This window comes from Microbacterium azadirachtae (assembly GCF_000956505.1).
Taxonomy (GTDB): Bacteria; Actinomycetota; Actinomycetes; order Actinomycetales; family Microbacteriaceae; genus Microbacterium; species Microbacterium azadirachtae_A.
Window position 1 is genome coordinate 1 of record NZ_JYIX01000014.1, and the last position, 20,550, is coordinate 20,550.

General features: G+C 70.4%; 17 protein-coding genes. 11 read left to right on the forward strand and 6 right to left on the reverse strand.

Translation table 11 applies throughout. The annotated features are described in order from the left end of the window. Positions 1–80 precede the first annotated feature (80 nt). Entirely contained in the window at positions 81–1,523 is a 1,443-nt protein-coding gene (locus RS86_RS00595; protein ID WP_082076456.1) for an MFS transporter, read from the forward strand. 32 nt (positions 1,524–1,555) lie between these two features. Continuing rightward, positions 1,556–2,281 carry a TMEM175 family protein gene (locus tag RS86_RS00600; RefSeq protein WP_152642018.1) on the forward strand — a complete coding sequence of 242 codons (726 nt, stop codon included), beginning with the start codon at positions 1,556–1,558 and terminating at the stop codon, positions 2,279–2,281. On the opposite strand, the gene RS86_RS00605 is transcribed toward RS86_RS00600, so the two are convergent. Together RS86_RS00605 and RS86_RS00610 are read right to left on the reverse strand one after the other, a co-directional pair. Then, on the reverse strand, positions 2,253–2,954 hold the full coding sequence (locus RS86_RS00605) for an SDR family NAD(P)-dependent oxidoreductase (protein ID WP_045270266.1): 702 nt from the start codon (positions 2,952–2,954) through the stop codon (positions 2,253–2,255). The two genes, RS86_RS00600 and RS86_RS00605, sit on opposite strands and share 29 nt — an antisense overlap. A 249-nt stretch (positions 2,955–3,203) precedes the next feature. Continuing rightward, positions 3,204–4,634 carry a DUF6421 family protein gene (locus RS86_RS00610; RefSeq protein WP_045270267.1) on the reverse strand — a complete coding sequence of 477 codons (1,431 nt, stop codon included), beginning with the start codon at positions 4,632–4,634 and terminating at the stop codon, positions 3,204–3,206. Positions 4,635–4,705: 71 nt separating this feature from the next. Between RS86_RS00610 and RS86_RS00615 the strand changes: the two genes are divergently transcribed. Beyond that, on the forward strand, positions 4,706–5,158 hold the full coding sequence (locus tag RS86_RS00615; RefSeq protein ID WP_045270268.1) for an Lrp/AsnC family transcriptional regulator: 453 nt from the start codon (positions 4,706–4,708) through the stop codon (positions 5,156–5,158). A gap of 29 nt (positions 5,159–5,187) precedes the next feature. Here RS86_RS00615 and RS86_RS00620 read toward each other — a convergent pair whose 3' ends face one another. Then, positions 5,188–5,610 (reverse strand): group III truncated hemoglobin, encoded by a 423-nt coding sequence (locus RS86_RS00620; RefSeq protein WP_045270269.1) that lies wholly within the window; start codon positions 5,608–5,610, stop codon positions 5,188–5,190. A gap of 48 nt (positions 5,611–5,658) precedes the next feature. On the opposite strand from RS86_RS00620, the gene RS86_RS00625 reads away from it, so the two are divergent. Continuing rightward, positions 5,659–6,966, forward strand: coding sequence for an aminotransferase class I/II-fold pyridoxal phosphate-dependent enzyme (locus RS86_RS00625; protein WP_200892721.1), 1,308 nt, complete (start codon positions 5,659–5,661; stop codon positions 6,964–6,966). 80 nt (positions 6,967–7,046) lie between these two features. Here the strand turns inward: RS86_RS00625 and RS86_RS00630 are convergent, their stop codons facing one another. Further along, positions 7,047–8,495 carry an HNH endonuclease signature motif containing protein gene (locus tag RS86_RS00630; protein WP_052679989.1) on the reverse strand — a complete coding sequence of 483 codons (1,449 nt, stop codon included), beginning with the start codon at positions 8,493–8,495 and terminating at the stop codon, positions 7,047–7,049. Positions 8,496–8,620: 125 nt separating this feature from the next. Here RS86_RS00630 and RS86_RS00635 point away from each other — a divergent pair, with 125 nt between their 5' ends. The 7 genes from RS86_RS00635 (at position 8,621) to RS86_RS00665 (ending at position 15,624) form a co-directional block, all read left to right on the forward strand. Further along, the gene (locus RS86_RS00635) at positions 8,621–9,604 is read left to right on the forward strand and encodes a 1,4-dihydroxy-2-naphthoate polyprenyltransferase (protein ID WP_045270271.1); all 984 of its coding nucleotides are present in this window, start codon (positions 8,621–8,623) and stop codon (positions 9,602–9,604) included. 80 nt (positions 9,605–9,684) lie between these two features. Further along, complete coding sequence (locus tag RS86_RS00640) at positions 9,685–10,359, forward strand: TlpA family protein disulfide reductase (RefSeq protein ID WP_082076457.1); 675 nt, start codon at positions 9,685–9,687, stop codon at positions 10,357–10,359. Between the two features lie 13 nt (positions 10,360–10,372). Beyond that, positions 10,373–11,134, forward strand: coding sequence for a cytochrome c biogenesis CcdA family protein (locus tag RS86_RS00645; protein WP_200892719.1), 762 nt, complete (start codon positions 10,373–10,375; stop codon positions 11,132–11,134). A 67-nt stretch (positions 11,135–11,201) separates the two neighbouring features. Next, positions 11,202–13,091: a cytochrome c biogenesis protein ResB gene (gene resB / locus RS86_RS00650; RefSeq protein WP_082076459.1), complete on the forward strand. Its 1,890-nt coding sequence runs from the start codon at positions 11,202–11,204 to the stop codon at positions 13,089–13,091. Positions 13,092–13,100: 9 nt separating this feature from the next. Next, on the forward strand, positions 13,101–14,096 hold the full coding sequence (ccsB, locus tag RS86_RS00655; protein WP_045270272.1) for a c-type cytochrome biogenesis protein CcsB: 996 nt from the start codon (positions 13,101–13,103) through the stop codon (positions 14,094–14,096). A 25-nt stretch (positions 14,097–14,121) separates the two neighbouring features. Continuing rightward, positions 14,122–15,300, forward strand: a complete 1,179-nt coding sequence (locus tag RS86_RS00660) for an SLC13 family permease (RefSeq protein WP_235281553.1) — start codon at positions 14,122–14,124, stop codon at positions 15,298–15,300. Between the two features lie 27 nt (positions 15,301–15,327). After that, the gene (locus tag RS86_RS00665) at positions 15,328–15,624 is read left to right on the forward strand and encodes a DUF2277 domain-containing protein (protein ID WP_045270273.1); all 297 of its coding nucleotides are present in this window, start codon (positions 15,328–15,330) and stop codon (positions 15,622–15,624) included. Between the two features lie 74 nt (positions 15,625–15,698). Here the strand turns inward: RS86_RS00665 and RS86_RS00670 are convergent, their stop codons facing one another. Together RS86_RS00670 and RS86_RS00675 are read right to left on the reverse strand one after the other, a co-directional pair. Further along, complete coding sequence (locus RS86_RS00670; RefSeq protein WP_235281554.1) at positions 15,699–17,663, reverse strand: YhgE/Pip domain-containing protein; 1,965 nt, start codon at positions 17,661–17,663, stop codon at positions 15,699–15,701. Then, entirely contained in the window at positions 17,660–20,443 is a 2,784-nt protein-coding gene (locus tag RS86_RS00675) for an efflux RND transporter permease subunit (protein WP_045270274.1), read from the reverse strand. Before RS86_RS00675 ends, RS86_RS00670 begins: the two co-directional genes overlap by 4 nt. Positions 20,444–20,550: the final 107 nt, after the last annotated feature.

The following is a 20,550-nucleotide window of genomic DNA, read 5'->3' on the forward strand; positions in this document are numbered from 1 at the left end:
CCGACACCCCGCCGACCGCCCGCCCGTGCCTGCGGCCGCCGGGGTTCCGCATGTCCGATGCCCGTTCTACGCTCGAACCCATGAAGGGCACCGTCGCCTCTCGGGCGTTCGCGAGCGTGCTCGTCAACACGCTGATCGCCAACGTGACGACGAGCTTCCTCTGGTTCGCGCTCACGTTCTGGGTCTACCTCGAGACCCGGTCGGTGCTCGCGACCGGGGTCATCGGCGGCGCCTACATGCTCTTCATCGCGTTCTTCTCGATGATCTTCGGCACGATCGTGGACCGTCACCGCAAGCACACCGTGATGGTGTTGTCGAGCGTCGTCTCCGCCGTGGCCTTCCTGGTCGCGGGCGGCCTCTACCTGGCGCGCCCCGAGGCGTCGCTGCTGGATCTGGGCGGTCCGTGGTTCTGGCTGTTCTCGGCCGTGATCCTGTTCGGCGGAGTGATCGAGCAACTGCGCAGCATCGCCCTCTCCACGACCGTGACCCTGCTGGTCCCCGTCGAGAAGCACGCGAACGCGAACGGCCTCGTGGGCACCGTGCAGGGCCTCGCGTTCCTCGTCACGAGCGTGTTCTCGGGCCTGGCGATCGGCTTCCTCGGCATGGGGTGGACCCTCGCGATCGCGATTGCGGCGATGCTCCTCACGCTGGTCCATCTGCTGTTCGTGCGTATACCCGAGGGGCAGCCGCAGCGGGATCCCGATGCTCCTGGTGCGCTCGACTTCCGCGGCAGCGCCAGGGCGATCCGGCAGGCCCCGGGGCTGTTCGCGCTGATCGTCTTCTCCACCTTCAACAACCTCATCGGGGGCGTCTACATGGCGCTCATGGATCCGTACGGCCTCACGCTGTTCGACGCGCAGACGTGGGGCTTCGCGCTCGCCTTCTCCTCGACGGGGTTCCTGATCGGAGGAGCGCTGGTGGCCAAGTTCGGCCTCGGGCCGAAGCCGATGCGCACCCTGCTGCTGCTCGTGATGGCGATGGGGTTGCTCGGTGCGATCTTCATGCTGCGGGAGTGGTGGCCGCTGTACGTCGTCGGAATGTGGCTCTACATGATGCTCGTGCCGCCCGTCGAAGCCGCGGAGCAGACCGTGATCCAGAAGGTGGTGCCGTTCGCCCGGCAGGGGCGCGTGTTCGGTGTCGCGGCGGCGATGGAGGCGGCGGCCGCGCCGATCACCGCGTTCCTCATCGCCCCGCTGGCCGAATTCCTGATCATCCCGTACATGAACGGCGATGCCGGACAGCGGCAGTGGGGCTGGTTGCTCGGCGACGGTGAAGCGCGGGGGATCGCACTGATCTGCCTGTGGGCGGGGCTCATCATGGTCCTGGCCGGGGGTCTCGCGTTCTTCACCCGCTCGTACCGCAGGCTCACCGTGCTCTACGCACAGGCGCCGGAGCAGGACATCCCCGAACAGAACGCCCCCATGCCGGACGCCCAGGTGCAGGGGATCCCCGCGCAGGACGCTGCGGTGCAGGGCACTCCCGTCGAGGGGGCTTCGCCGACGACTCCGAGCGCGACGCCTTGACCGGATCCCGGCCGGTACGGGAGCATTCGGGAGTGAGCCGAGCTGAGGACGATCCGCAGAGCAACACGATCGAGACGAGCCGACCGCTGCTCTCCGCCGAGCGACTGAAGGCCTTCGAGGACGCGGTCGTCGCGATCGCGATGACGCTGCTGATCCTGCCGCTGCTCGAGAACGTGTCCGAGTTCGCGACGGAGAGGAAGACCGCGCTGCAGTACCTGCAGGAGGAGGGCCATCCTCTCTTCAGCTTCGCGCTGAGCTTCCTCATCATCGCGGTGTTCTGGATGAACCACCATCGTGTCTTCGACCGGGTCGAGCAGACGACCAACCTCCTCGTCTGGCTGCAGGTGGGCTGGATGTTCACGATCGTCTGGCTGCCGGTGTCGACCGCCATTCTCGGCTCCTTGCCCGAAGACGCGATGCAGAAGGTGCTCTACATCGGCGCGCTCCTCGCCTCGTCGCTGCTCATGCTCGGGACCCGGCTGTATCTGCGCCGCCACCCCGAGCTGCATCGCATCGCTCCGGCGTCGCTGCGCGGCGGCCTCATCGCCGAGATCGTCATGAGTACCCTGTTCGCGGTCGCCCTCGTCATCGCCGTGCTGGTGCCGGACATCGGCTACGCGGCGATGTTCCTGCTGCTGCTCTCCGGACCCGCGCAGGCGATCCTGGCACGGAGGGGCGGCGGTCGCCGGGCGAAGGCGCGTCGCGAAGCGGGGGAGGGGACCCGTCCCGTCAGGCCAGGTCGATCACCCGATCGTTGAGCTCGGCGGCGTCGACGTCCCACAGCTTCACGATCTGCGCCGCGACCCGGTCGATGCTTTCGTCGAGCCCGCGCACGCGAAGCACGACGGCGGCCGCGCGCAGCGGCTGATCCGTGTCGCGAGCGGCCTTGGCGAAGCCCTGCGCGACGGCGCGGGTCCAGGACTCGCTCGCGGCCTTGACGGCGGCGTAGTTCGCGCCTCCCGCGAGCGGGCGGGCGACTGCGGTCGAGGAGATGATCGCGAACCGGCCCGCCTCGGACGCGCGCAGGTCGGCGTCGAACGCGCGGCTCGTCACGCGCACGGCGGTGAAGGCCTGCTCGAGGGCGCGATAGTCCTCCTCGGTCTGCCCGGCGAGGCCGCCGCCGCCGCGCCAGCCGCCGACCAGCGGCACGAGGCCGTCGATGTGCTCGCCGTCCTCGGCGAGGCGCGTCGCGAGCGCCGCGACCTCGGCCTCGTTCGTGAGGGAGCAGCTCTCCACGCGGATCGAGCCGTGCGCCGCGTCCGCCGAAGCGTCCACGGCGGGGCGCGCCGCGGCCGCGAGCGCGTCGAGTTTGCCCTTGTCTCTACCGACCGCGACGACGCGCGCGCCGGCGCCGATCAGGGCCCGCGCGATCGTGAGGCCGGAGGGGCTCGTGGCCCCGGCGAGAAGTACGGTGCGTCCGCTGACGGTCATCGTCGTTCCTCCATGGTCATCGGTTCCGGCCTGTGGATCTGGCCGGTGGATCTGGCCGGTGGATCTGGCCGGGTCATCGGTTCAGGCCCTGCTCGGGTCCAGTCATCGGATCCGGCCGGGTCGATCTGGCCGCCATTGTTGCAGCGCCGGCTTCGTTTGGGGCGTGAGTATGCGTTTTGGGGCGCGTCTCACCACGAATCCGTGGCGAGACGCGCCCCAAAACAGTGTGAAGCGCCCCCAGCGGACACCTCAGTCGTCGGTGCCGCGGATCCCCACGGTCGACTCGATGACCGGCTTCATCTTCTTGTCGAGGGTTTCGAAGAACATGGAGAGGGGGAATTCGTCGTCGAGGACGGCGTCGGTGTAGCCCTTGGGGGCGCCGGCGAGGATGTCGTCGGACAGGCCGCGGGCCCACTGCGAGGCCGGGTGCGGGGTGAGGGTGCCGCGGACCAGCTCGTACGCGGCGAGCCAGTGCGCGATCTTGGGGCGGTCGATCGAGTGCCAGTACAGGTCATCGATCGCGTCTCCGAGGGCGACGACGGCGTCGGGCACGTTGTCCCAGTCGAACGCGAGGGCGGTGTCGGTCCAGTGCAGCACGCCGCGCTGGTGCAGCCACGCGAACAGCAGCTGCCCGCCGACCGCGTCGTAGTTGCGGGTGCGGTTGCCGGTGATCGAGAAGCGGAAGATGCGGTCGAAGATGACCGCGTACTGCACGAGGTGCGCGTAGTCGTGCATCTCCTGCTCACTCACGGTGAGCTGCTCACCGGCCGCGATCCGGGCGTCGAACGCACGCTCGATCTTCACCGACTCGCGGAACGCGGTCATGTCGCAGCGCATCTCCTCCAGCGAGTAGAGGAAGAACGGCATGCGCTGCTTGATCATGAATGGGTCGAACGGGAGATCGCCGCGCATGTGGGTGCGGTCGTGGATGATGTCCCACATCACGAACGTCTTCTCCGCGAGCTCCTGATCCGCGAGCATCGCCGCGGCCCGTTCGGGGAGGTCCAGGTTCGTGATCTCGGACGCGGCACGCACGACACGGCGGTACCGGGCCGCCTCACGGTCCTGGAAGATCGCCCCCCACGTGAACGTCGGGATCTCACGCATCGCGACGGTCTCCGGGAACAGCACCGCGGAGTTCGTGTCGTAACCGGGGGTGAAATCGATCAGCCGCAGCGACACGAACAGCTTGTTGCCGTACTCGCCGGCCTCCAGGTCCGCGATGAACTCCGGCCAGATCGCCTGCACGATCAGCGCCTCCACGAGCCGGTCGCTGGATCCGTTCTGCGTGTACATCGGGAACACGACCAGGTGACGGATCCCGTCGACACGGTGCTGCTGCGGCTGGAACGCGACCAGCGAATCGAGGAAGTCCGGCACCCCGAACCCCTCCGCGACCCAACGCTCGAAGTCCTTCACCGACGCGGCGAGGTACTCGGCATCGTGCGGGAACGCCGGGGCGAGAGCGCGGATCCCGGCGATGATCGCGTCGACATGGGCGCGGGCCGCATCATGGTCCGCCGCGTTCGGGACGGAACCGTCCTTGACCTGCAACGGACGCAACGCGATCGCAGCATCCTTGAGAAGAGCCCACGCGGCACTCGTCTCGGCCACGGACGCGTCCTCCACAACCTCGGGCTCGCCGATGAAAGCGTTGCTGGGACTGGTGATGAGGGACATCGGGACCTCCGATCGGGGGAATACAGGAAATATTCCTGCAAATATTCGTTGACTCAGGTATTATTTCACGTATGGACGATCCTGTCGATCTCGCGATCCTGGCTGCCATCTCCCAGGACGGGCGGGCCACGCTCGCGCACCTGTCGGAGAGCGTGGGGCTGTCGGTGTCGGCCGTGCAGGCGCGGCTGCGGCGCCTCGAGTCGCGCGGCGTCATCTCGGGCTACCGACCTGTCATCGACGCCGAGGCGGTGGGCAAGCCGCTGGCCGCCTTCATCGAGATCACGCCGCTCGACCCTGCCCAGCCCGACAATGCGCCGGAACTGCTCGAGCATCTCGATGCGATCGAGGCGTGCCATTCGATCGCGGGCGACGCGAGCTACATGCTGTTCGCCCGGGTCCCGTCGCCACGGCACCTGGAGCAGCTCGTGCGCGACATCCGGCTGGCCGCCAACGTGAGCACTCGCACGACCGTCGTGCTGCAGACGTTCTACGAGCACCGCCCCGTGGTGCCGGCGGCGCGCTGACCCGAGCCGGGCCTCAGTCGGGATCCGCCTCAGGCGGGATCGGCGTCGGGGCGGATCCGGATCGTCTCCAGCAGACTGCCGGATAACCCCTGCAGGCGGCGTTGCATGGACAGCCCGATGCGCTCGGCCTGCTGTTTCGCGGCATCGGCGACCGGGCCCTCGTGCAGGTCGTCGACCGTGGTGTTCCACAGGAGCAGCCAGCGATCGAAGTGCTCCGCGGTCAGCGGGTGCTTCGCGTTCACCGCGGAGTGCAGGGCGAGGGCGTTGCGGTGGTAGCCGCCGGCCTGGAACAGCACGCTCTCCCAGAAGTCGCCCATGATCGGCAGATGGTGGTCGAGGTCCATGCGGGCGACGTCCGTGAAGATCCGCCCGATCAGCGGATCCCGGAACGCGGTCTCGTAGAAGGTCCGCACCAGCACGAGGATGTCGTCGCGATCGCGGATGTCGGCCATGCCTCCAGGGTAGGCCGCGGCTGCCCATAGGCTGAGGGCGTGACCGACATGGCGATCCAGGGCAGCACGGCGCATGAGATCGCCGACTCGATCCGCGCCCTGATCGGATCGGGTGCGCTCGTCGCGGGAGAGGGCCTGCCCACCGTGCGGGGCCTCGCGGACAGTCTCGGCGTGAACCGCAACACCGTGGCCGCCGCCTATCGGGCGCTCGCACGTGCCGGCGCCGTGGAGAGCCGCGGTCGCGGTGGCACCGTGGTCTCTGGTCCCGTCCGTACCGAGGAGGAGGGCTTCGCGGCGGAGACCGTGCTGCGCGACCTCGGCAGCGGCAACCCCGATCCCGACCTGCTGCCCCTGCCCGTGCTCGCGGAGGTCGATCTGCGCACGCCGGCGCTCTACGGCGACGCGCTCATCGACGAAGGTCTGCGCACCTGGGCGACGGGATGGCTGGCAGAGGCGCAGCCTCGTCCCTTCGAGCTCTCTGTGACCTCGGGTGCGGTCGACGCGCTCGAGCGGCTCCTCGTGGCCTCGCTCGCGCACGGCGACGTGGTCGGTCTCGAGGATCCGTGCTTCCTCTCCAGCATCAACGTGGTCCGGCTCGGCGGATACCGCACGGTCGGCATCCCGCTCGACGAAGAGGGCATCACGGTCGCGGGCCTGCGCGCGGCGATCGACGCGGGCGCCCGCACGGTCGTGTGCACGCCGCGCGCGCACAATCCCACGGGCATCAGCCTCACCGCCGAGCGCGCGGAGGCGCTGCGAGAGGTGTTCGCCGAGGCCCCGCACGTGCTCATCATCGAGGATGACCACTACTCGCTGCTGTCACGCCGGCCGTATCACTCCGTGATCCCGGACGGGCACCCGCGCTGGGCGCTCGTGCGGTCGATGTCGAAGTTCCTCGGGCCGGATCTGCGGCTCGCGCTGCTCGCCTCGGATCCCGATACCGCAGCTCAACTGCGCACCCGGCTCTCGCCGGGGAAGACCTGGGTCAGCCGGATCCTGCAGCGGGTCGCCGTGGGCATGCTCGACCACCCGGACACCGCTGCCGCGCTCGAGCGTGCGGGCGCGCACTACGCGGAGCGCGGCGACGCACTGCGCGCCCTGCTGCGCGAGCGCGGCATCACCGTGCGCGGCGACGACGGCCTGAACGTGTGGGTGGAGTGCGGCGTCGACGGTCGCGCCGTGTCCGAGGCGATGATGCGTCGCGGCTGGCTGGTGCGCACGGGCGGCGGGTTCCTGCTCGAGGCGGACGAGGCCTCGCCGCAGATCCGGCTCACCGCGCACACCCTCGACGACGCCGAACTGCGCACCCTCGCCGACGACCTGCGCGCCGCGATCTCCGACGCCCTCCGGCGCTAGATCGCGCCAGACGGGAAACGTGGTTCGCCTGCTCGGCGAGCGGGGACGGGCGGTGGGCGGCTCAAAGGCCTGAAGTCGTCTCAGAATCCGGGGATCTCTGGGCCGGGTTCCGCGGGTGGGTCCGGGTCTTCGATGGTGACGGGTGAGGGTGGTTTGTCGATGTAGCTGGCCCCGGTGGGGCTGGTCCATTCCAGGACCCCGGCGCCGCGTTGCTTCACTGTCCAGGCCGTCTGGTGCTTCAGGACGTGATGCCTGCGGCAGAGCCCGCCGAGGTTGCCTTCCTCGGTGGGCCCGCCGTATGCAGCGTCGATGGTGTGGTCGAGGTCCTGGGTGGCCGGTGGGAGCCCGCAGGTCGGGAACCGGCACCGGGAGTCGCGGGCGTGCAGGAGACGCCGCAGGTCGGCGTTGGGCCGGTAGTGGTCGACGGCGAGGATCGCCCCGGTGACAGGGTGGGTGAGCACCCGTTCCCAGGCGGTGGCCCCGCCGGCGAGGGTGCGGGCGGTGTTGGTGTCGATGGGCTGCCCGCCGGCGAGTTCGGCGGGCTGTTCGGTGCGGACACCGAACGCGGTCCCGGATCGCGTCGAGGTCCCGGATCTCGTCGGTGATCCGTACCCACTGCCTGCGGTGTCGGGCGTCAGGAGGGTGAGTACCGGCACAGTGACCTCCACCCGCGCCTGAATCGCGGACAGGAGCCCGGCGTCGGTGTCGTGCCCGGACGCGGCCCCGGTGAGCAGCGTGTCCGCGCACAGGTCCGCGCGCAGCTGATCCATCGTCCGCGCGTCGCCGGGGGCGCCGAGTCCGACCGGATCAGGGTCGACCCCGCTGGCCGCGTCCTTCGCGGCCAGCGCATTCGCGACCGCTACTGCCCGCGCCTGCTGCGTCAACCGGTCGTAGATCCCGTCGACGATCGCGGCGGAGTGGATCACCCCGAGCGCCTTCTGCCCGTCGCCGAGGTCCTCCCGCCACACCCGCCGGTGCTCCTGCACCTCCCGGTGCCGGTCGGTCAAGCTCCGCGGCGCGAGCCTCTCCGCGACCCGCTCGACGATCCGCTTCGCCCGATGCGGCGTCTCGCCCTCCGAAGCGGCGACCGCGATCTGCTCGAACTCGGCCCGCACCGCCGCATCGAGCCGGGCACCGGCGTCCTGGATCACCCGGACGTGGGCGGCGTTGATCCGCGCCTCCCCGAACGCCCGCGTGACCTCCGGGAACCGGGCCCCCAGGTCCGCCGCCCGTGCCATCCTCGCCTGCACCACCCGATCCGACATCCGCAGCACCCCGGCGAGCTCCGCCGCGACCGACCGCGCCGCGAGATCCACCGCGTCACCCCGCGGCGAGCCGCCGCCGGCGTCTCGGGCGGCGATCTCCTCGGCGACGCGCTGCGCGGCCCCGAGCTGCGCGTCCCGCAGCGCCTGAAACCGGATGATCGTCGCCTCGGCCGCGGCCAGGCCCTCCCTCAGCAGGCGCAGCACCGTGACCGGATCCACCGGGTCGACCCCGGGATCCGCCACCGTGCCTGCTGAGTTCGTCATGGATCAAGTCAACACCGGGCCACCGACATTCCAGCCCGAAAAGACCCCGTTCAACACCGAAAACACGACATCGTGATCGGCGCCCCCTCCGGTGGTGGCATAACCCTCGCCGCTAGGATTCCTGCGTGGCGAACCGCAAGACCGACAAGACCGCATCCGCGTCCGCGCGCCCCGCAGGGCGCGCCCGTTCCGGCAACCCCGCGAAGCGTCCGGTCGAGCAGCTGCCGCCGGTCACCCTGGGGGACTGGATCGGCGCCGCCCGCCCTCGCACGCTGCCGCTCGCGATCGCCCCGGTGCTCGTCGGCACGGGCGCTGCGCGGCTGGGGGATCCGCAGTTCCACTGGGTGATCGCGCTCGCCTGCCTCGCGGTCGCCGTGTGCCTGCAGATCGGCGTGAACTTCACGAACGACTACAGCGATGGCGTGCGCGGCACCGACGCGCACCGGGTCGGCCCCGCGCGGCTCACCGCCTCGGGGCGCGTCTCGGCCAAGAGCGTGCTGTACACCGGCCTGGCGTTCTTCGCACTCGCCGCGATCGCGGGCATCGGCATCACGATCCGCACCCAGCAGTGGTGGCTGATCGCGGTCGGCGCGGTGTGCATCGTGGCCGCGTGGTTCTACACCGGCGGCAAGCGGCCCTACGGCTACAACGCGCTCGGCGAGGTCTTCGTCTTCGTGTTCTTCGGGCTGGTCGCCACGCTCGGCACGACCTGGGTGCAGTCGCTGAAGCTGCCGCAGGAGGCATGGATCGGGGCCATCGCGATCGGCCTGTTCGCCTGCGCGGTGCTGCTGGCCAACAACCTCCGCGACATCGACCAGGACCGTCAGGTCGGCAAGCGCACGCTGACCGTGGTGATCGGCAAGCGGGCCACCCAGGTCCTCTACACCGTGTTCGTGATCCTGCCGTTCCTGGCGCTCGTGCTGCTCGCGCTGTTCTACCCGGTCGCCTGGGTGGGACTGCTCGCGCTGCTGGCTTTCCTGCCGGCGCTCGTGATCGTGTGGGCGTACCGAGAGCCCAAGGAGCTCGTGATCGCGCTGGCACTCACCTCGCTCGGTACGCTCGCGTACGCCGGAGCACTGTTCTGGGCGCTCATCTCGCCCGTGGTGTGAGCGGATCGGGATCCCCGCGGGCGGTCACCGTGCAGGCCCCGCCCACCCGGTGCATAGAGTCTTTTCGTAAGATTCCGAGCATGCCTGTGAGTCTGTCGCGCCCGTCCGCGCCCACCGACACTCTCGGAGACCGGCGGGTCGCGCGCTCATCCCGGCGCTCGCGCGTCGTCCGGACCACGGCCGCCCTGCTCGGCGTCGCACTCGCCGGCGGCCTCGCCGCCTGCTCGAACGACCCCGTCGCCGATCAGTACCGCAACGGCGACAACAAGGGCTACATCGGGTCCGACGGCATGCGCGTCGAGGAGATCAAGCCCGCCGACCGCGACAAGCCCGTGTCCTTCGGGGGCACGCTCGAGAGCGGCAAGAAGTTCAGCAGCACCGAGATCGCCGGCGACGTCGCGGTCGTGAACTTCTGGTACGCCGCGTGCGGACCGTGCCGCGTCGAGGCGGAGGACCTCCAGTCGGTCTGGAAGAAGTTCGACGGCAAGGGCGTCTCGTTCGTGGGCGTGAACACCTACGACCAGGCCGGCACCGCGACGGCCTTCAACGACAAGTACGGGGTCACCTACCCGAGCATCATCGACGTGAACACCGGCGATGCGAAGCTCGCCTTCGCGGAGGTCACCTCGATCCAGGCCACCCCCACCACGCTCGTCCTCGACAAGCAGGGACGGGTCGCGGCGCGCGTGATCGGCCCGATCGGATCCGCCTCGATCCTCGAGACGCTCGTCCAGGACGCGCTGGACGAGAAGTGATGAGCGTGAGCGCGTGAACATCGACGCGATCGTCGGATCGGGCGCTCTCTGGGCGGCGCTTCCGGTGGCCATGCTCGCCGGGCTGCTGTCCTTCCTCTCGCCCTGCGTGCTGCCGCTCGTGCCGGGTTACCTCGGCTTCGTCGGCGGTGCGGTGGGCGGATCCGCGCCCAGGCAGGACGGGACCACGAACGCCCCCACGCGCCGCCAGATGGTGCTCGGGGTGCTGCTGTTCATCCTCGGCTTCACGCTGGTCTTCATCCTCATGGCGGTCGTCGGCGGCACGGCGGGCGTGTTCCTGCTGCGCTGGGGCGATCTGATCACCCGCATCCTGGGTGCGGTCATCATCGTCATGGGCCTCGTCTTCATCGGCGTCTTCGGCTTCGCCCAGCGCACCGTGCGGATGAACGTGTCGGGTCGTGCCGGCCTCATCGGCGCGCCGCTGCTCGGCGTCGCTCTCGGCATCGGCTGGAGCCCCTGCCTGAGCCCGACGCTCTCGGCGATCGTCGCGCTGTCGGTCAACGTGGGCGACGTGAGCCGTGCGGTGTGGCTCGGCATCGCCTACTCGCTGGGCCTCGGCATCCCGTTCCTGCTCGTCGCGCTCGGCTTCGGCTGGGCGACGCGCTCGCTCTCGTTCCTGCGCCGGCACGTGCGTGTCGTCAACATCGTCGGAGGTGCACTGCTCATCGTGCTGGGTCTGCTCATGGTGACCGGCGTCTGGAAGGCGATCATGTCGAGCATCGGGGCGGTGGTCGGCAGTGTCGAACTCCCGCTCTGACACCGAGGCTCCCGACGCCCCCGAAGGCCTCCAGGGACCCGAGGCATCCGAGACCGTGAAGGATCCCATGCGCGAAGGCTCGAAGAAGCGCGAAGGCTCGAAGAAGCAGGCCGGCGTCGATCGCTCGACCGACCCGCTGCGCCCGAGCGACCACATCGACGGCGACGGAGACGCGCGAGGCGACGGCGTCGACTCCCCGAAGCTCAACGTCGTCGGCTGGCTGCGCTGGGGCTGGCGGCAGCTCACCAGCATGCGCACCGCGCTCGTGCTGCTGCTGATCCTCGCGATCGCCGCGATCCCCGGATCGATCTTCCCGCAGCGGATGGCGGATCCGAACGGCGTCACGCAGTGGAAGGCCGACCACCCGGACCTGTTCCCGATCCTGGACGGCATGCAGCTGTTCGACGTCTATCTGTCGGCGTGGTTCTCCGCCATCTACCTGCTGCTCTTCCTGTCGCTGGTCGGCTGCGTGATCCCGCGCATCAAGCACCACCTCAAGGCGCTCCGCTCGCGTCCGCCGCGCACGCCCGTGCGGCTGGGACGACTCGACGACCACCGCGAGGCGACCCGCACGGTCGCCGGATCCGACCCGCGCGCGGCGGCGGAGCAGAGCATCGCGATCGCGGAGAAGCAGCTGCGCGCCCTGCGCTATCGCGTGCAGCGCTACGACGACAAGCGCGGCTTCTCGGTCTCGGCCGAGCGCGGCTACGCCCGCGAGACCGGCAACCTGCTGTTCCACCTCGCCCTGCTCGGCGTGCTCGTATCGGTGGGTGTGGGCGGGAGCTTCGCCTACACCGGCCAGCGCGTGGTCGTGCAGGGCACGAGCTTCGTGAACACGCTTCTCGACTACTCGTCGATGAACCGCGGTCGCTTCGTCTCCGACGACGCGCTCGCGCCCTACCGGATGACGCTGGACTCCTTCGACGTCACCTACCAGCCGTTCGAACCGGGCAAGTCGTCGTCGGGTCAGGCCGGTGACTTCGCCGCGAACGTGACGGTCTCGGAGCCGGGGCAGAAGGAGCACAAGGCCGCCGTGCAGGTGAACCACCCGCTCGGGATCGCGGGCGACCGCGTCTACCTGCTCGGCAACGGGTACGCCCCGACCATCACGGTCCACAACGCCAAGGGCGATGTCGTCTTCCACGACTCGGTGCCGTTCCTGCCGCAGAACAACAGCACGATGATGTCGATCGGGATCGTCAAGGTCGCCGACGGCCTGCCGGAGCAGCTCGGGCTGCAGGGCTTCTTCTACCCGACCTCGGCGAAGCTGGCCACCGGCGCGCTCACCTCGGTCTACCCGGACCTCATCAACCCCACCCTCACGCTGAACGTGTTCGCCGGCGATCTCGGCATCGACGACGGCACCCCTCGTTCGGTGTATGTGCTCGACACCGGATCCATGACCCAGCTCACGGGCGGCAAGACCGGGACGAAGTCGATCGAGCTCGCCCCTGGCGAGACCACCGCGCTGCCCAACGGCATGGGAACCATCACGTTCGACAACGAGGCACCGAAGGACGCGAAGGACTACTCCCAGTCCGTCAAGCGCTACGTCTCGCTGCAGATCCACCACGACCCCTCCGAGCAGTGGGTGCTGATCTTCGCCGTGGTGGCCCTGCTCGGTCTCGTGCTCGCGCTGTTCGTGCCGCGCCGGCGCATGTGGGTCAAGGCGACGGTCGTCGACGGCGCCGTGCACCTGGAGTACGCGGGCCTCGCACGAGGCGAGGACCCCACCCTCGCCGCCGCCGTGGAGGACCTGCGCGACGGCCATGGGCGCCTGCTCGACGCCGACGGCGCGACCGTGGCGGTCCCGGAGGCGGACACGGCGCCCGAGACGGATCGGGATGCCGGGAAGGTCCCGGACACAGCTGCGGTTCCCGAGACCGCAACCCCGACGAATCAGAGCCCGATGACAGCGGACGCTTCGACACGCTCAGCGACCGATAGCGGAAAGTAGGCTGACAGCATGAACTTCGACTCCCTGTCGATCCTGACGATCTGGACCGCGGTCGCGATCTACGCCGCGGCCTTCATCGCCTACGCGTTCGACCTGGCCAAGCGCTCGCAGGTCGCCGCCGACGCCAAGGCCGTCGTGCCCGAGCGCGAGCTCGTCGGCGCGGCCGTGGGCGCATCGGCCTCCTCGGCCGGTCGCGCGACCGGTTCCGGCGCCGCGGGCAAGACGTCATCGGCCCCGCAGCGGTTCGTCATGGCGCGGATCGGCACGGCGTTGGCCACGCTCGGCTTCCTGTTCCACCTGGCGGGCACGGTGCTCCGCGGCGTCGCCGCCGGCCGGGTGCCGTGGTCGAACATGTACGAGTTCTCGATGACGGGAACGCTGCTGATCATCGCGGTCTATATCGGCGTGAACATCTGGTTCGACCTGAAGTACCTCGGCACCTTCATCGTGGGCCTCGTCGTGGTGCTGCTCGGCGGCGCCGCCACCGGCTTCTACGTCGAGGTCGTGCCGCTCGCCGACCCACTCAAGAGCGTGTGGCTCGTGATCCACGTGTTCGTGGCATCGCTCGGCACCGCGTTCTTCGCGCTCGCCTTCGCGCTCAGCGTGTTCCAGCTCATGCAGGCGCGCCGTGAGGCGAAGGTGCTCGCGGAGGCCCCCAAGGCCGGTCCGCGCTTCCTCGCCACGCTGCCCTCCTCGGAGCGCCTGGAGGGCCTCGCCTACCGGTTCGCGACGGTGGGCTTCATCTTCTGGACGTTCACCCTCATCGCCGGATCCATCTGGGCCAACGACGCCTGGGGTCGCTACTGGGGCTTCGACACCAAGGAGACCTGGACGTTCATCATCTGGGTGCTCTACGCGGGCTACATCCACGCCCGTGCGACGCGCGGCTGGCGCGGATCCCGCTCGGCCTGGCTGTCGATCGTCGGCTTCGCCGCGGTGCTGTTCAACTTCACCATCGTCAACCTGTTCTTCAAGGGCCTGCACGTCTACTCGGGCCTGAGCTGAGCGGCGCGACCTCGCAGGGCAGGCGGTGAGCGCTCGGCGGGCCTGGCTGCGGCCCGGCGCGCTCGCCGTGATCGCCCTGGCGCTCGTCGCCGCGGGCGTCGTGATCAGCGGCCTCCTGCCGCTCGCCGATGCCGGGGCGCTGGCGGGACGCACCGCGCCGGTGCTCGGCTTCGTGATCGCGATCACGATCGTCGCCGAGCTCGCGCGGGATGCCGCCGTGTTCGACGTGATCGCGCAGCATCTGGCCCGCTGGGGGCGCGGCAGGGTGATCGCGCTCTGGGGAGCGGTGGTCCTCCTCGCGGTGGTCAGCACGATCTTCCTCTCGCTCGACACGACCGCCGTGATCGTCACGCCGGTCGTCGTGCTCCTCGCGCAGGGCGTGGGCGTCTCCCCGCTGCCCTTCGCGCTCGCCACGGTCTGGCTCGCCAACACCGCGTCCCTGCTGCTGCCGGTGTCGAACCTGACGAACCTGCTGGCGGCTCCGGCCATCGGCGCGGATCCGCTCGCCTTCCTCGCGCTGAGCTGGGCTCCCGCGCTCGCGGGCGTGCTCGTGCCCGTCGTGATCCTCACGCTCGCGCACCGTCGCACGCTGTTCGGGCGGTACGCGTCACCGGTGCAGGCAGATCCCTCCGACCGCGTGCTGTTCCTCGTCTCGGCCGTCGTGCTCGTCGCCCTGCTGCCGCTGCTCGCCCTCGTGAGGGACGTGTGGATCCCGGCATCGGCCGCCGCGTTGATCCTGATCGTGCTGTTCGCCGTCCGGAGGCGCCGCGCGCTGCGTCTCTCCCTGGTGCCGTGGCAGGCGCTCGGACTCGCCGCGGCGCTCTTCGTGATCGTCGAGGCGGCCCATGCGCGCGGGCTCGCGGCGCTGCTCTCGCCGCTCGCCGCGACCGGGCACGACGCGCTCGAACTGCTGCGTGTCGCGGGCATCGGAGCGCTCACGGCGAACGGCATCGACAACCTCCCCGCCTACCTCGTGCTCGAGCCGATCGCCTCGCACGACCCCATCGCGCTCATGGCGCTGCTCATCGGCGTCAACCTCGGACCGCTCGTGACGCCGTGGGCCTCGCTCGCGATCCTGCTGTGGCACCACCGCGTCACCGCGCTCGGGGTGTCCATCCCGTGGGGGCGATTCGCCCTCTGGGGCCTCGGCGCCGCGACGGCCACGGTGGGAGTCGCCGTGCTCGCGCTCGCGGCCGTTTCCTGAATCGCGGATCCGGGCTATCGTCGCGGCATGTGCCGGAATATTCGCTGCCTTCACAACTTCGAGCCGCCCACGAACGATGACGAGGTGCGGGAGGCCGCGCTCCAGTTCGTCCGCAAGGTGAGCGGATCCACGCACCCGTCGCGCGCGAACACCCCCGCGTTCGAGCAGGCGATCGACGAGATCGCGGAGGCGACCCGGCGGATGCTCGATCAGCTCGTCACGAACGCCCCGCCGAAGACGCGCGAGGCCGAGGCCATCAAGGGGCGGCAGCGCCACGAGAAGCGCATGGAGCGCGAGGTCAGGATCCGCACGGCGACGCCCTGAGACCGGAAACCTTCGGAAAGGGAAAGACAGGCGCGGCCCCGGGGGAGGTGGGGCCGCGCCTGCCGCTTCCAGAATCAGATCGCCGGCGCCAGCACCGCACGGACCGAGGTCGTGCGGCGGGCCGTCACGGCCAGCGTCGTCGCGATCAGGGCGAGCACGGCCCAGACGGCGAGCGCGGCGATCGCGGATCCGACGCCCTCCTCGCCCAGCAGCGCGGTCGCCGCGGGGGACGTGGGCAGGAACCCGGCGATCGTGGCGAGCCATCCGGGCAGCGTCGAGATGATCCCCGCGCCGAGCGCGGCCACGCCCATGACGGCGGAGATCCAGCGGCCGACCCCGCCGAGGACGGCGACGAGGGCCTGGTTCACGGCGGCGAACGCGATGCCGGCGAGCACGGCGACGCCGGCGAAGCCCCACCAGCGCGACGGATCGTACTTCGCGACGATCTCGACCACGAGCGCGACCAGCAGGCCCTGTGCGGCGCCGATCGCGGCGGCCGGGGCGAATCCGCGCAGGGCGAGCGAGGCGGACGCGCGGCGCGAGGTGAGCGCCCGCGCGGTGAACGTCCGCATCACGAGGAACGACGCCAGGCTGCCGAACCAGAGCACGACCGCCGCGAGCAGCGGGATCGCGGTGGGACCGAACATGCCACCCGAGGTGTCGGCCTTCACCGGATCGGCGACGACGGAGGCCAGCGAGGACGCCTGGCTGTCGGTGCGCTTCGGCAGCGAGTCCGCCGCCTGGTGCAGGCCCGAGGCGAGGCTCGACGTGCCGGTCGCGAGGGATCCGATGCCGGTGCCCAGCTGCGTCGCGCCATCGGCGAGCTGGGTCGCCCCCGACTGCAGCCCGGTGGCGCCGGTCGCGAGGTTGCCCGCGCCGGTCGCGCTCTGCGACGTGCCGTCGGCCAGCTGGCCGAGCCCCGCGGAGAGCTGGTTGACGCCGTCGGCGGCGGTGCGGAACTGGCCGGGCAGAGCGGCGAACCCTGAGACTCCCGCGGCGACGGAGGCGCTGCCCGCAGCTGCTCCCGTGGCCGCAGGCTGGATCTCAGTCGCGGTGCCTGAGAGATCCTTCAGCAGGTCGCAGAGTTGCTTCTGCGTGGTCGAGTCGCACATGGTGACGGCGTTGCGGAGGCCTAGCTCGAGCCCGTCGACGCCCGTGCTGGTGATCGTGGCTCCCTGCGCCGTCTGGTTGGCTCCGGCGATGAGTTCGGTCACACCCTTGCCCGGCGTCGTCAGCGCATCCGCGCCCTGCGCGAGCCCGGCGCCGATCTGATTCGCACCGGTCTGCGCCGAGGTGATCCCGTTCGCGATCGTGTCCAGGCCGTTCGAGAGCTGCGAGGCGCCGTCGGCGAGCTGGCCCGCACCGTCGGCGAGCTTGGTCGCGCCGTCCGGGAGCGCGGCGGCTCCGGTCGCGGCGGAGGCTGCTCCGGCGGCGAGCTTGTCGGCGCCGTCCGCCGCCTCGCCGATCTTGTCGCCCAGGGTGCCGAAGCCGACCAGGACGTTCTGCAGGGTGCTCTTGGAGATCTCGCTGCCCATGGTCGACGCGGCGGTCGCGGCGATCTGGTTCGCGATGAGGCCGTCCGCGGCACGCGCCTGCGGGGCGGTCGTCACCGAGATCGTCGCCTTCTCGGCGGACTTCGCCGGATCCTGCACGGCGCTGCCACCCGAGACCGCGGCGGCGGAGAAGTCCTTCGGGATCCGCACGACGGCCTGGTAGGTGCCGTCCTTGAGCCCTGCCGCGGCGTCCTTCTCGTTCGAGATCACCCAGGTGAGGTTCTCGTCCTTCTTCCCGGTGCCGTCGACGAGGCCTGCCGAGAGCTGGCGCCCGAGCGGGGCGAGCTGGCCGTTCACCGTGACCGGCTCGTCGTCGTTCACGATCGCGGCGGTCATGGTGTCGAGACGCTGCGTGGGATCCTGCAGCGCGGCGACGAGCACGCCGCCGAGGACGGCGGGCAGCAGCAGCACGCCGATGAGCGTGAGGGCGGTGATCGGCTTGTGCGTACGGGCGCGTTCGATCAGCGCGGACAGGCGGTTGGTCATGCGGTCACCTCGTCGAGGTCGGTGGTGGGCGCGTCGGAGGCCGTGAGGGGTGCGGCGGGCGGGTGGTCGAGGTCCCGCGTCTGCGGATCCGCCCACCCGGCGTCGGTCAGCAGTCGCGCGGCGGCGGAGGCGTCCGCGGCCGTGGCGAGCACGGCGAGCGTGCCGCGGCGAGCGGCATCCCGCAGCATCGCGACGGCCTGCTCGCTCTGCGCGAGGGTGAGGCGGTCGGCCCCGTCGATCGCCACGAGCGTGGTGCGGCCGCGGAGCGCTTCGCGCAGTTCGCGCAGCGGATCCGTCCCGCCGTCCACGATCACGCAGCCGACGTGCGCACGCACCCAGGCCGCGCGTCCCGGCAGCAGGTGTCCTGCCACGCGCAGGCGTCCCTCGGAGGGCACGCGCGCGGTGAGGGCCAGCGCGACGGCGCGGCGCACCGCTCCATCGCCTCCGGTGAGCACGAGGGCGGATCCGGCCGGCACCCGCAGGTTCAGTCCGTCTGTCACGCCGGGGACGGCCAGTCCGTCGGCGGCGATCACGGAGTCGTCACCGGGCCAGGAGGCCAGGTGACGCTCGCGCTCCACCGCCTCGCCCTCGATGTCGACGCTCGGCAGGATCTTCTCGAGCCACGCGGGGATCTCCCACGCGCGCTCGCCGAGGATCGCCATGAGCGCGGGGATCAGGGTCATCCGAACGAGGAACGCGTCGATCGCGATGCCCGCGGCGAGACCCAGCGCGATCGGCTTGAGCGAGGAGTCGCCCTCGGGCACGAACGCCACGAACACGGCGAACATGATGAGCCCCGCGGCGGTGACGACCTTCGCGGATCCGGTGAAGCCTCCTCGTACGGCGCGCAGTGCGGCGGCCCGGCGCTCGGCGCGGTCGGCGCTGCGGGACCCTGCGTCGTGCACATAGTCCTCGCGCATCCGCGAGACGAGGAACACCTGGTAGTCCATGGCGAGGCCGAACAGCACGCCCATCAGGATGATCGGCATGAAGCTGATGATCGGACCCACCCGTGCGACGTGCAGGGCGTCGGCGAACCAGCCCCACTCGAAGACCGCGGAGACCACGCCGAACGCGGCCACGATCGAGAGCAGGTAGCCGAGAGCCGCCGTGACGGGCACCCAGATCGAGCGGAACACGATCGTCAGCAGCACGAGCGACAGGCCGATCACGAAGATGCCGAACGGCAGCAGCGCGGCGCCGAGCTGGTCGGAGATGTCGATCGCGACGGCCGTGAACCCTGTCACCTTCACGTCGATCCCGAACTTCTTGAGCCACTCGTCATGGTGCGAGCGCAGTTCGCGCACGAGGTCGGCGGTGGCGGGGGCGTCCGGCGCGGTCGTGGGGATCACCTGGACGATGCCGGTGTCGGCGGTCTGGTTCGGGGTGGCCAGGGCGATCTCGGCGACCCCGGGGAGCTTGCCGACCGCATCGCCCAGATCCTTCATGAGACCGACCGGATCCTTCGACGTCACGATCGTGCCGGTGAGGATGAGCGGGCCGTTGAACCCGGGGCCGAAGTGCTCGGCGGTGAGGTCGTAGTTCTCGCGCGCCTCGGATCCCTGCGGCTGCACGCCGGAGTTCGGCAGCGCGAGCGCGAGGTTCGCGGCGGGGACGGCGACGACCCCGAGCCCGAGGACGATCGCGAGCGCGACGAGGACAGGGTGCCGGGTGACGCCGCCCACCCAGCGCTCGGAGAACGGCCGGCGCGGGGCCGCCTCGGCCTTGCCCTTCTTCGCACGGCGGGGCCGGGCGGGGCGTCCCGCCACGCGGCCCTTAAGGAAGCCGAGGATCGCGGGCGTCAGCGTCACGGCGATCAGCACGGCGATCATGACCGCGACGGCCGCCGCGATGCCCATCGTGGTGAGGAACGGAATACCGGCGAAGCCGAGGCCGATGAGCGCGATCAGCACCGTGATGCCGGCGAAGACCACCGCGGAGCCGGCCGTGCCGGTCGCGCGCGAGGCGGACTCCTCCGGATCCACCCCCGCACGCACCTGGTCCTGATGTCGCGCGACGATGAACAGTGCGTAGTCGATGCCGACCGCGAGCCCGAGCATGAGCGCGAGCAGGGGAGTGGTCGAGGAGACCGACGCGAAGGCGGTCGCGGCGAAGATCGCGGCCATCGAGACGCCCACGCCCAGCACCGCCGTGAGCAGCGGCATGCCCGCCACGACGAATGAACGGAACGTCACGATCAGCACGAGCAGTGCGATCACGAGGCCGATGCCCTCGGTGATCGAGATCGCCGGGATCGACATCGAGAAGAGATCTCCGCCGATCACGGCGTGCGCGCCCTGCGGCAGGTCCTTCTCGAGGTCGCTCACCGCCGTGCGCAGCGTGTCCTTGGTGGCGGCCGAGACGTCCGAGGCCTGGCCGTCGAACTGCAGGCGCACGATCGCCGCGGAACGGTCGTCGGAGACCATGCCGGTCACGTGCTCGTCGTAGGGGCTCGTGGCGGCGAGGACGCCGTCGACCTTCCCGAGGTCGGTCACGGTCCGCTCGATCGGCGTCTTGTAGTCCTGGTCGGTGACGCTGTCGCCGTCCGCAGCCACGACGATGAACTGCGCGCTCGTGCCGCTCACCTGGGGGAAGGTGCGCTCGAGCTGCTCCAGGCCCGCCTGCGATTCCGTGCCGGGGATCGTGAACGCGTTGTCCGTGCCCTTGCCGAGGGCGAGCGCTGCGCCGCCGGCGATGCCGAGCACCAGCAGCCAGGCCACGAGCACGCGCCAGGGGTGCCGGAACGACCAGCGGCCGAGCGAGGAGAGGAGAGTCGACACGGGTTTCCTCCGGAGGGAGTGCGGGCGGGTTCGATACACTGGTGTATCCGATACGTCTATGTATCGTAAGACGACGGCGCCGGGATAGTCTGTGCGCGGGATGTGAA

What these genes read in the sequence shown, in the direction of transcription:
- RS86_RS00595 (WP_082076456.1), top strand. Translation starts at nt 81, where the DNA reads ATGAAGGGCACCGTCGCCTCTCGGGCGTTCGCGAGCGTGCTCGTCAAC.
- RS86_RS00605 (WP_045270266.1), bottom strand. Translation starts at nt 2,954, where the DNA reads ATGACCGTCAGCGGACGCACCGTACTTCTCGCCGGGGCCACGAGCCCC.
- RS86_RS00610 (WP_045270267.1), bottom strand. Translation starts at nt 4,634, where the DNA reads ATGTCCCTCATCACCAGTCCCAGCAACGCTTTCATCGGCGAGCCCGAG.
- RS86_RS00615 (WP_045270268.1), top strand. Translation starts at nt 4,706, where the DNA reads ATGGACGATCCTGTCGATCTCGCGATCCTGGCTGCCATCTCCCAGGAC.
- RS86_RS00620 (WP_045270269.1), bottom strand. Translation starts at nt 5,610, where the DNA reads ATGGCCGACATCCGCGATCGCGACGACATCCTCGTGCTGGTGCGGACC.
- RS86_RS00625 (WP_200892721.1), top strand. Translation starts at nt 5,659, where the DNA reads ATGGCGATCCAGGGCAGCACGGCGCATGAGATCGCCGACTCGATCCGC.
- RS86_RS00630 (WP_052679989.1), bottom strand. Translation starts at nt 8,495, where the DNA reads ATGACGAACTCAGCAGGCACGGTGGCGGATCCCGGGGTCGACCCGGTG.
- RS86_RS00640 (WP_082076457.1), top strand. Translation starts at nt 9,685, where the DNA reads ATGCCTGTGAGTCTGTCGCGCCCGTCCGCGCCCACCGACACTCTCGGA.
- resB (WP_082076459.1), top strand. Translation starts at nt 11,202, where the DNA reads ATGCGCGAAGGCTCGAAGAAGCGCGAAGGCTCGAAGAAGCAGGCCGGC.
- ccsB (WP_045270272.1), top strand. Translation starts at nt 13,101, where the DNA reads ATGAACTTCGACTCCCTGTCGATCCTGACGATCTGGACCGCGGTCGCG.
- RS86_RS00665 (WP_045270273.1), top strand. Translation starts at nt 15,328, where the DNA reads ATGTGCCGGAATATTCGCTGCCTTCACAACTTCGAGCCGCCCACGAAC.
- RS86_RS00670 (WP_235281554.1), bottom strand. Translation starts at nt 17,663, where the DNA reads ATGACCAACCGCCTGTCCGCGCTGATCGAACGCGCCCGTACGCACAAG.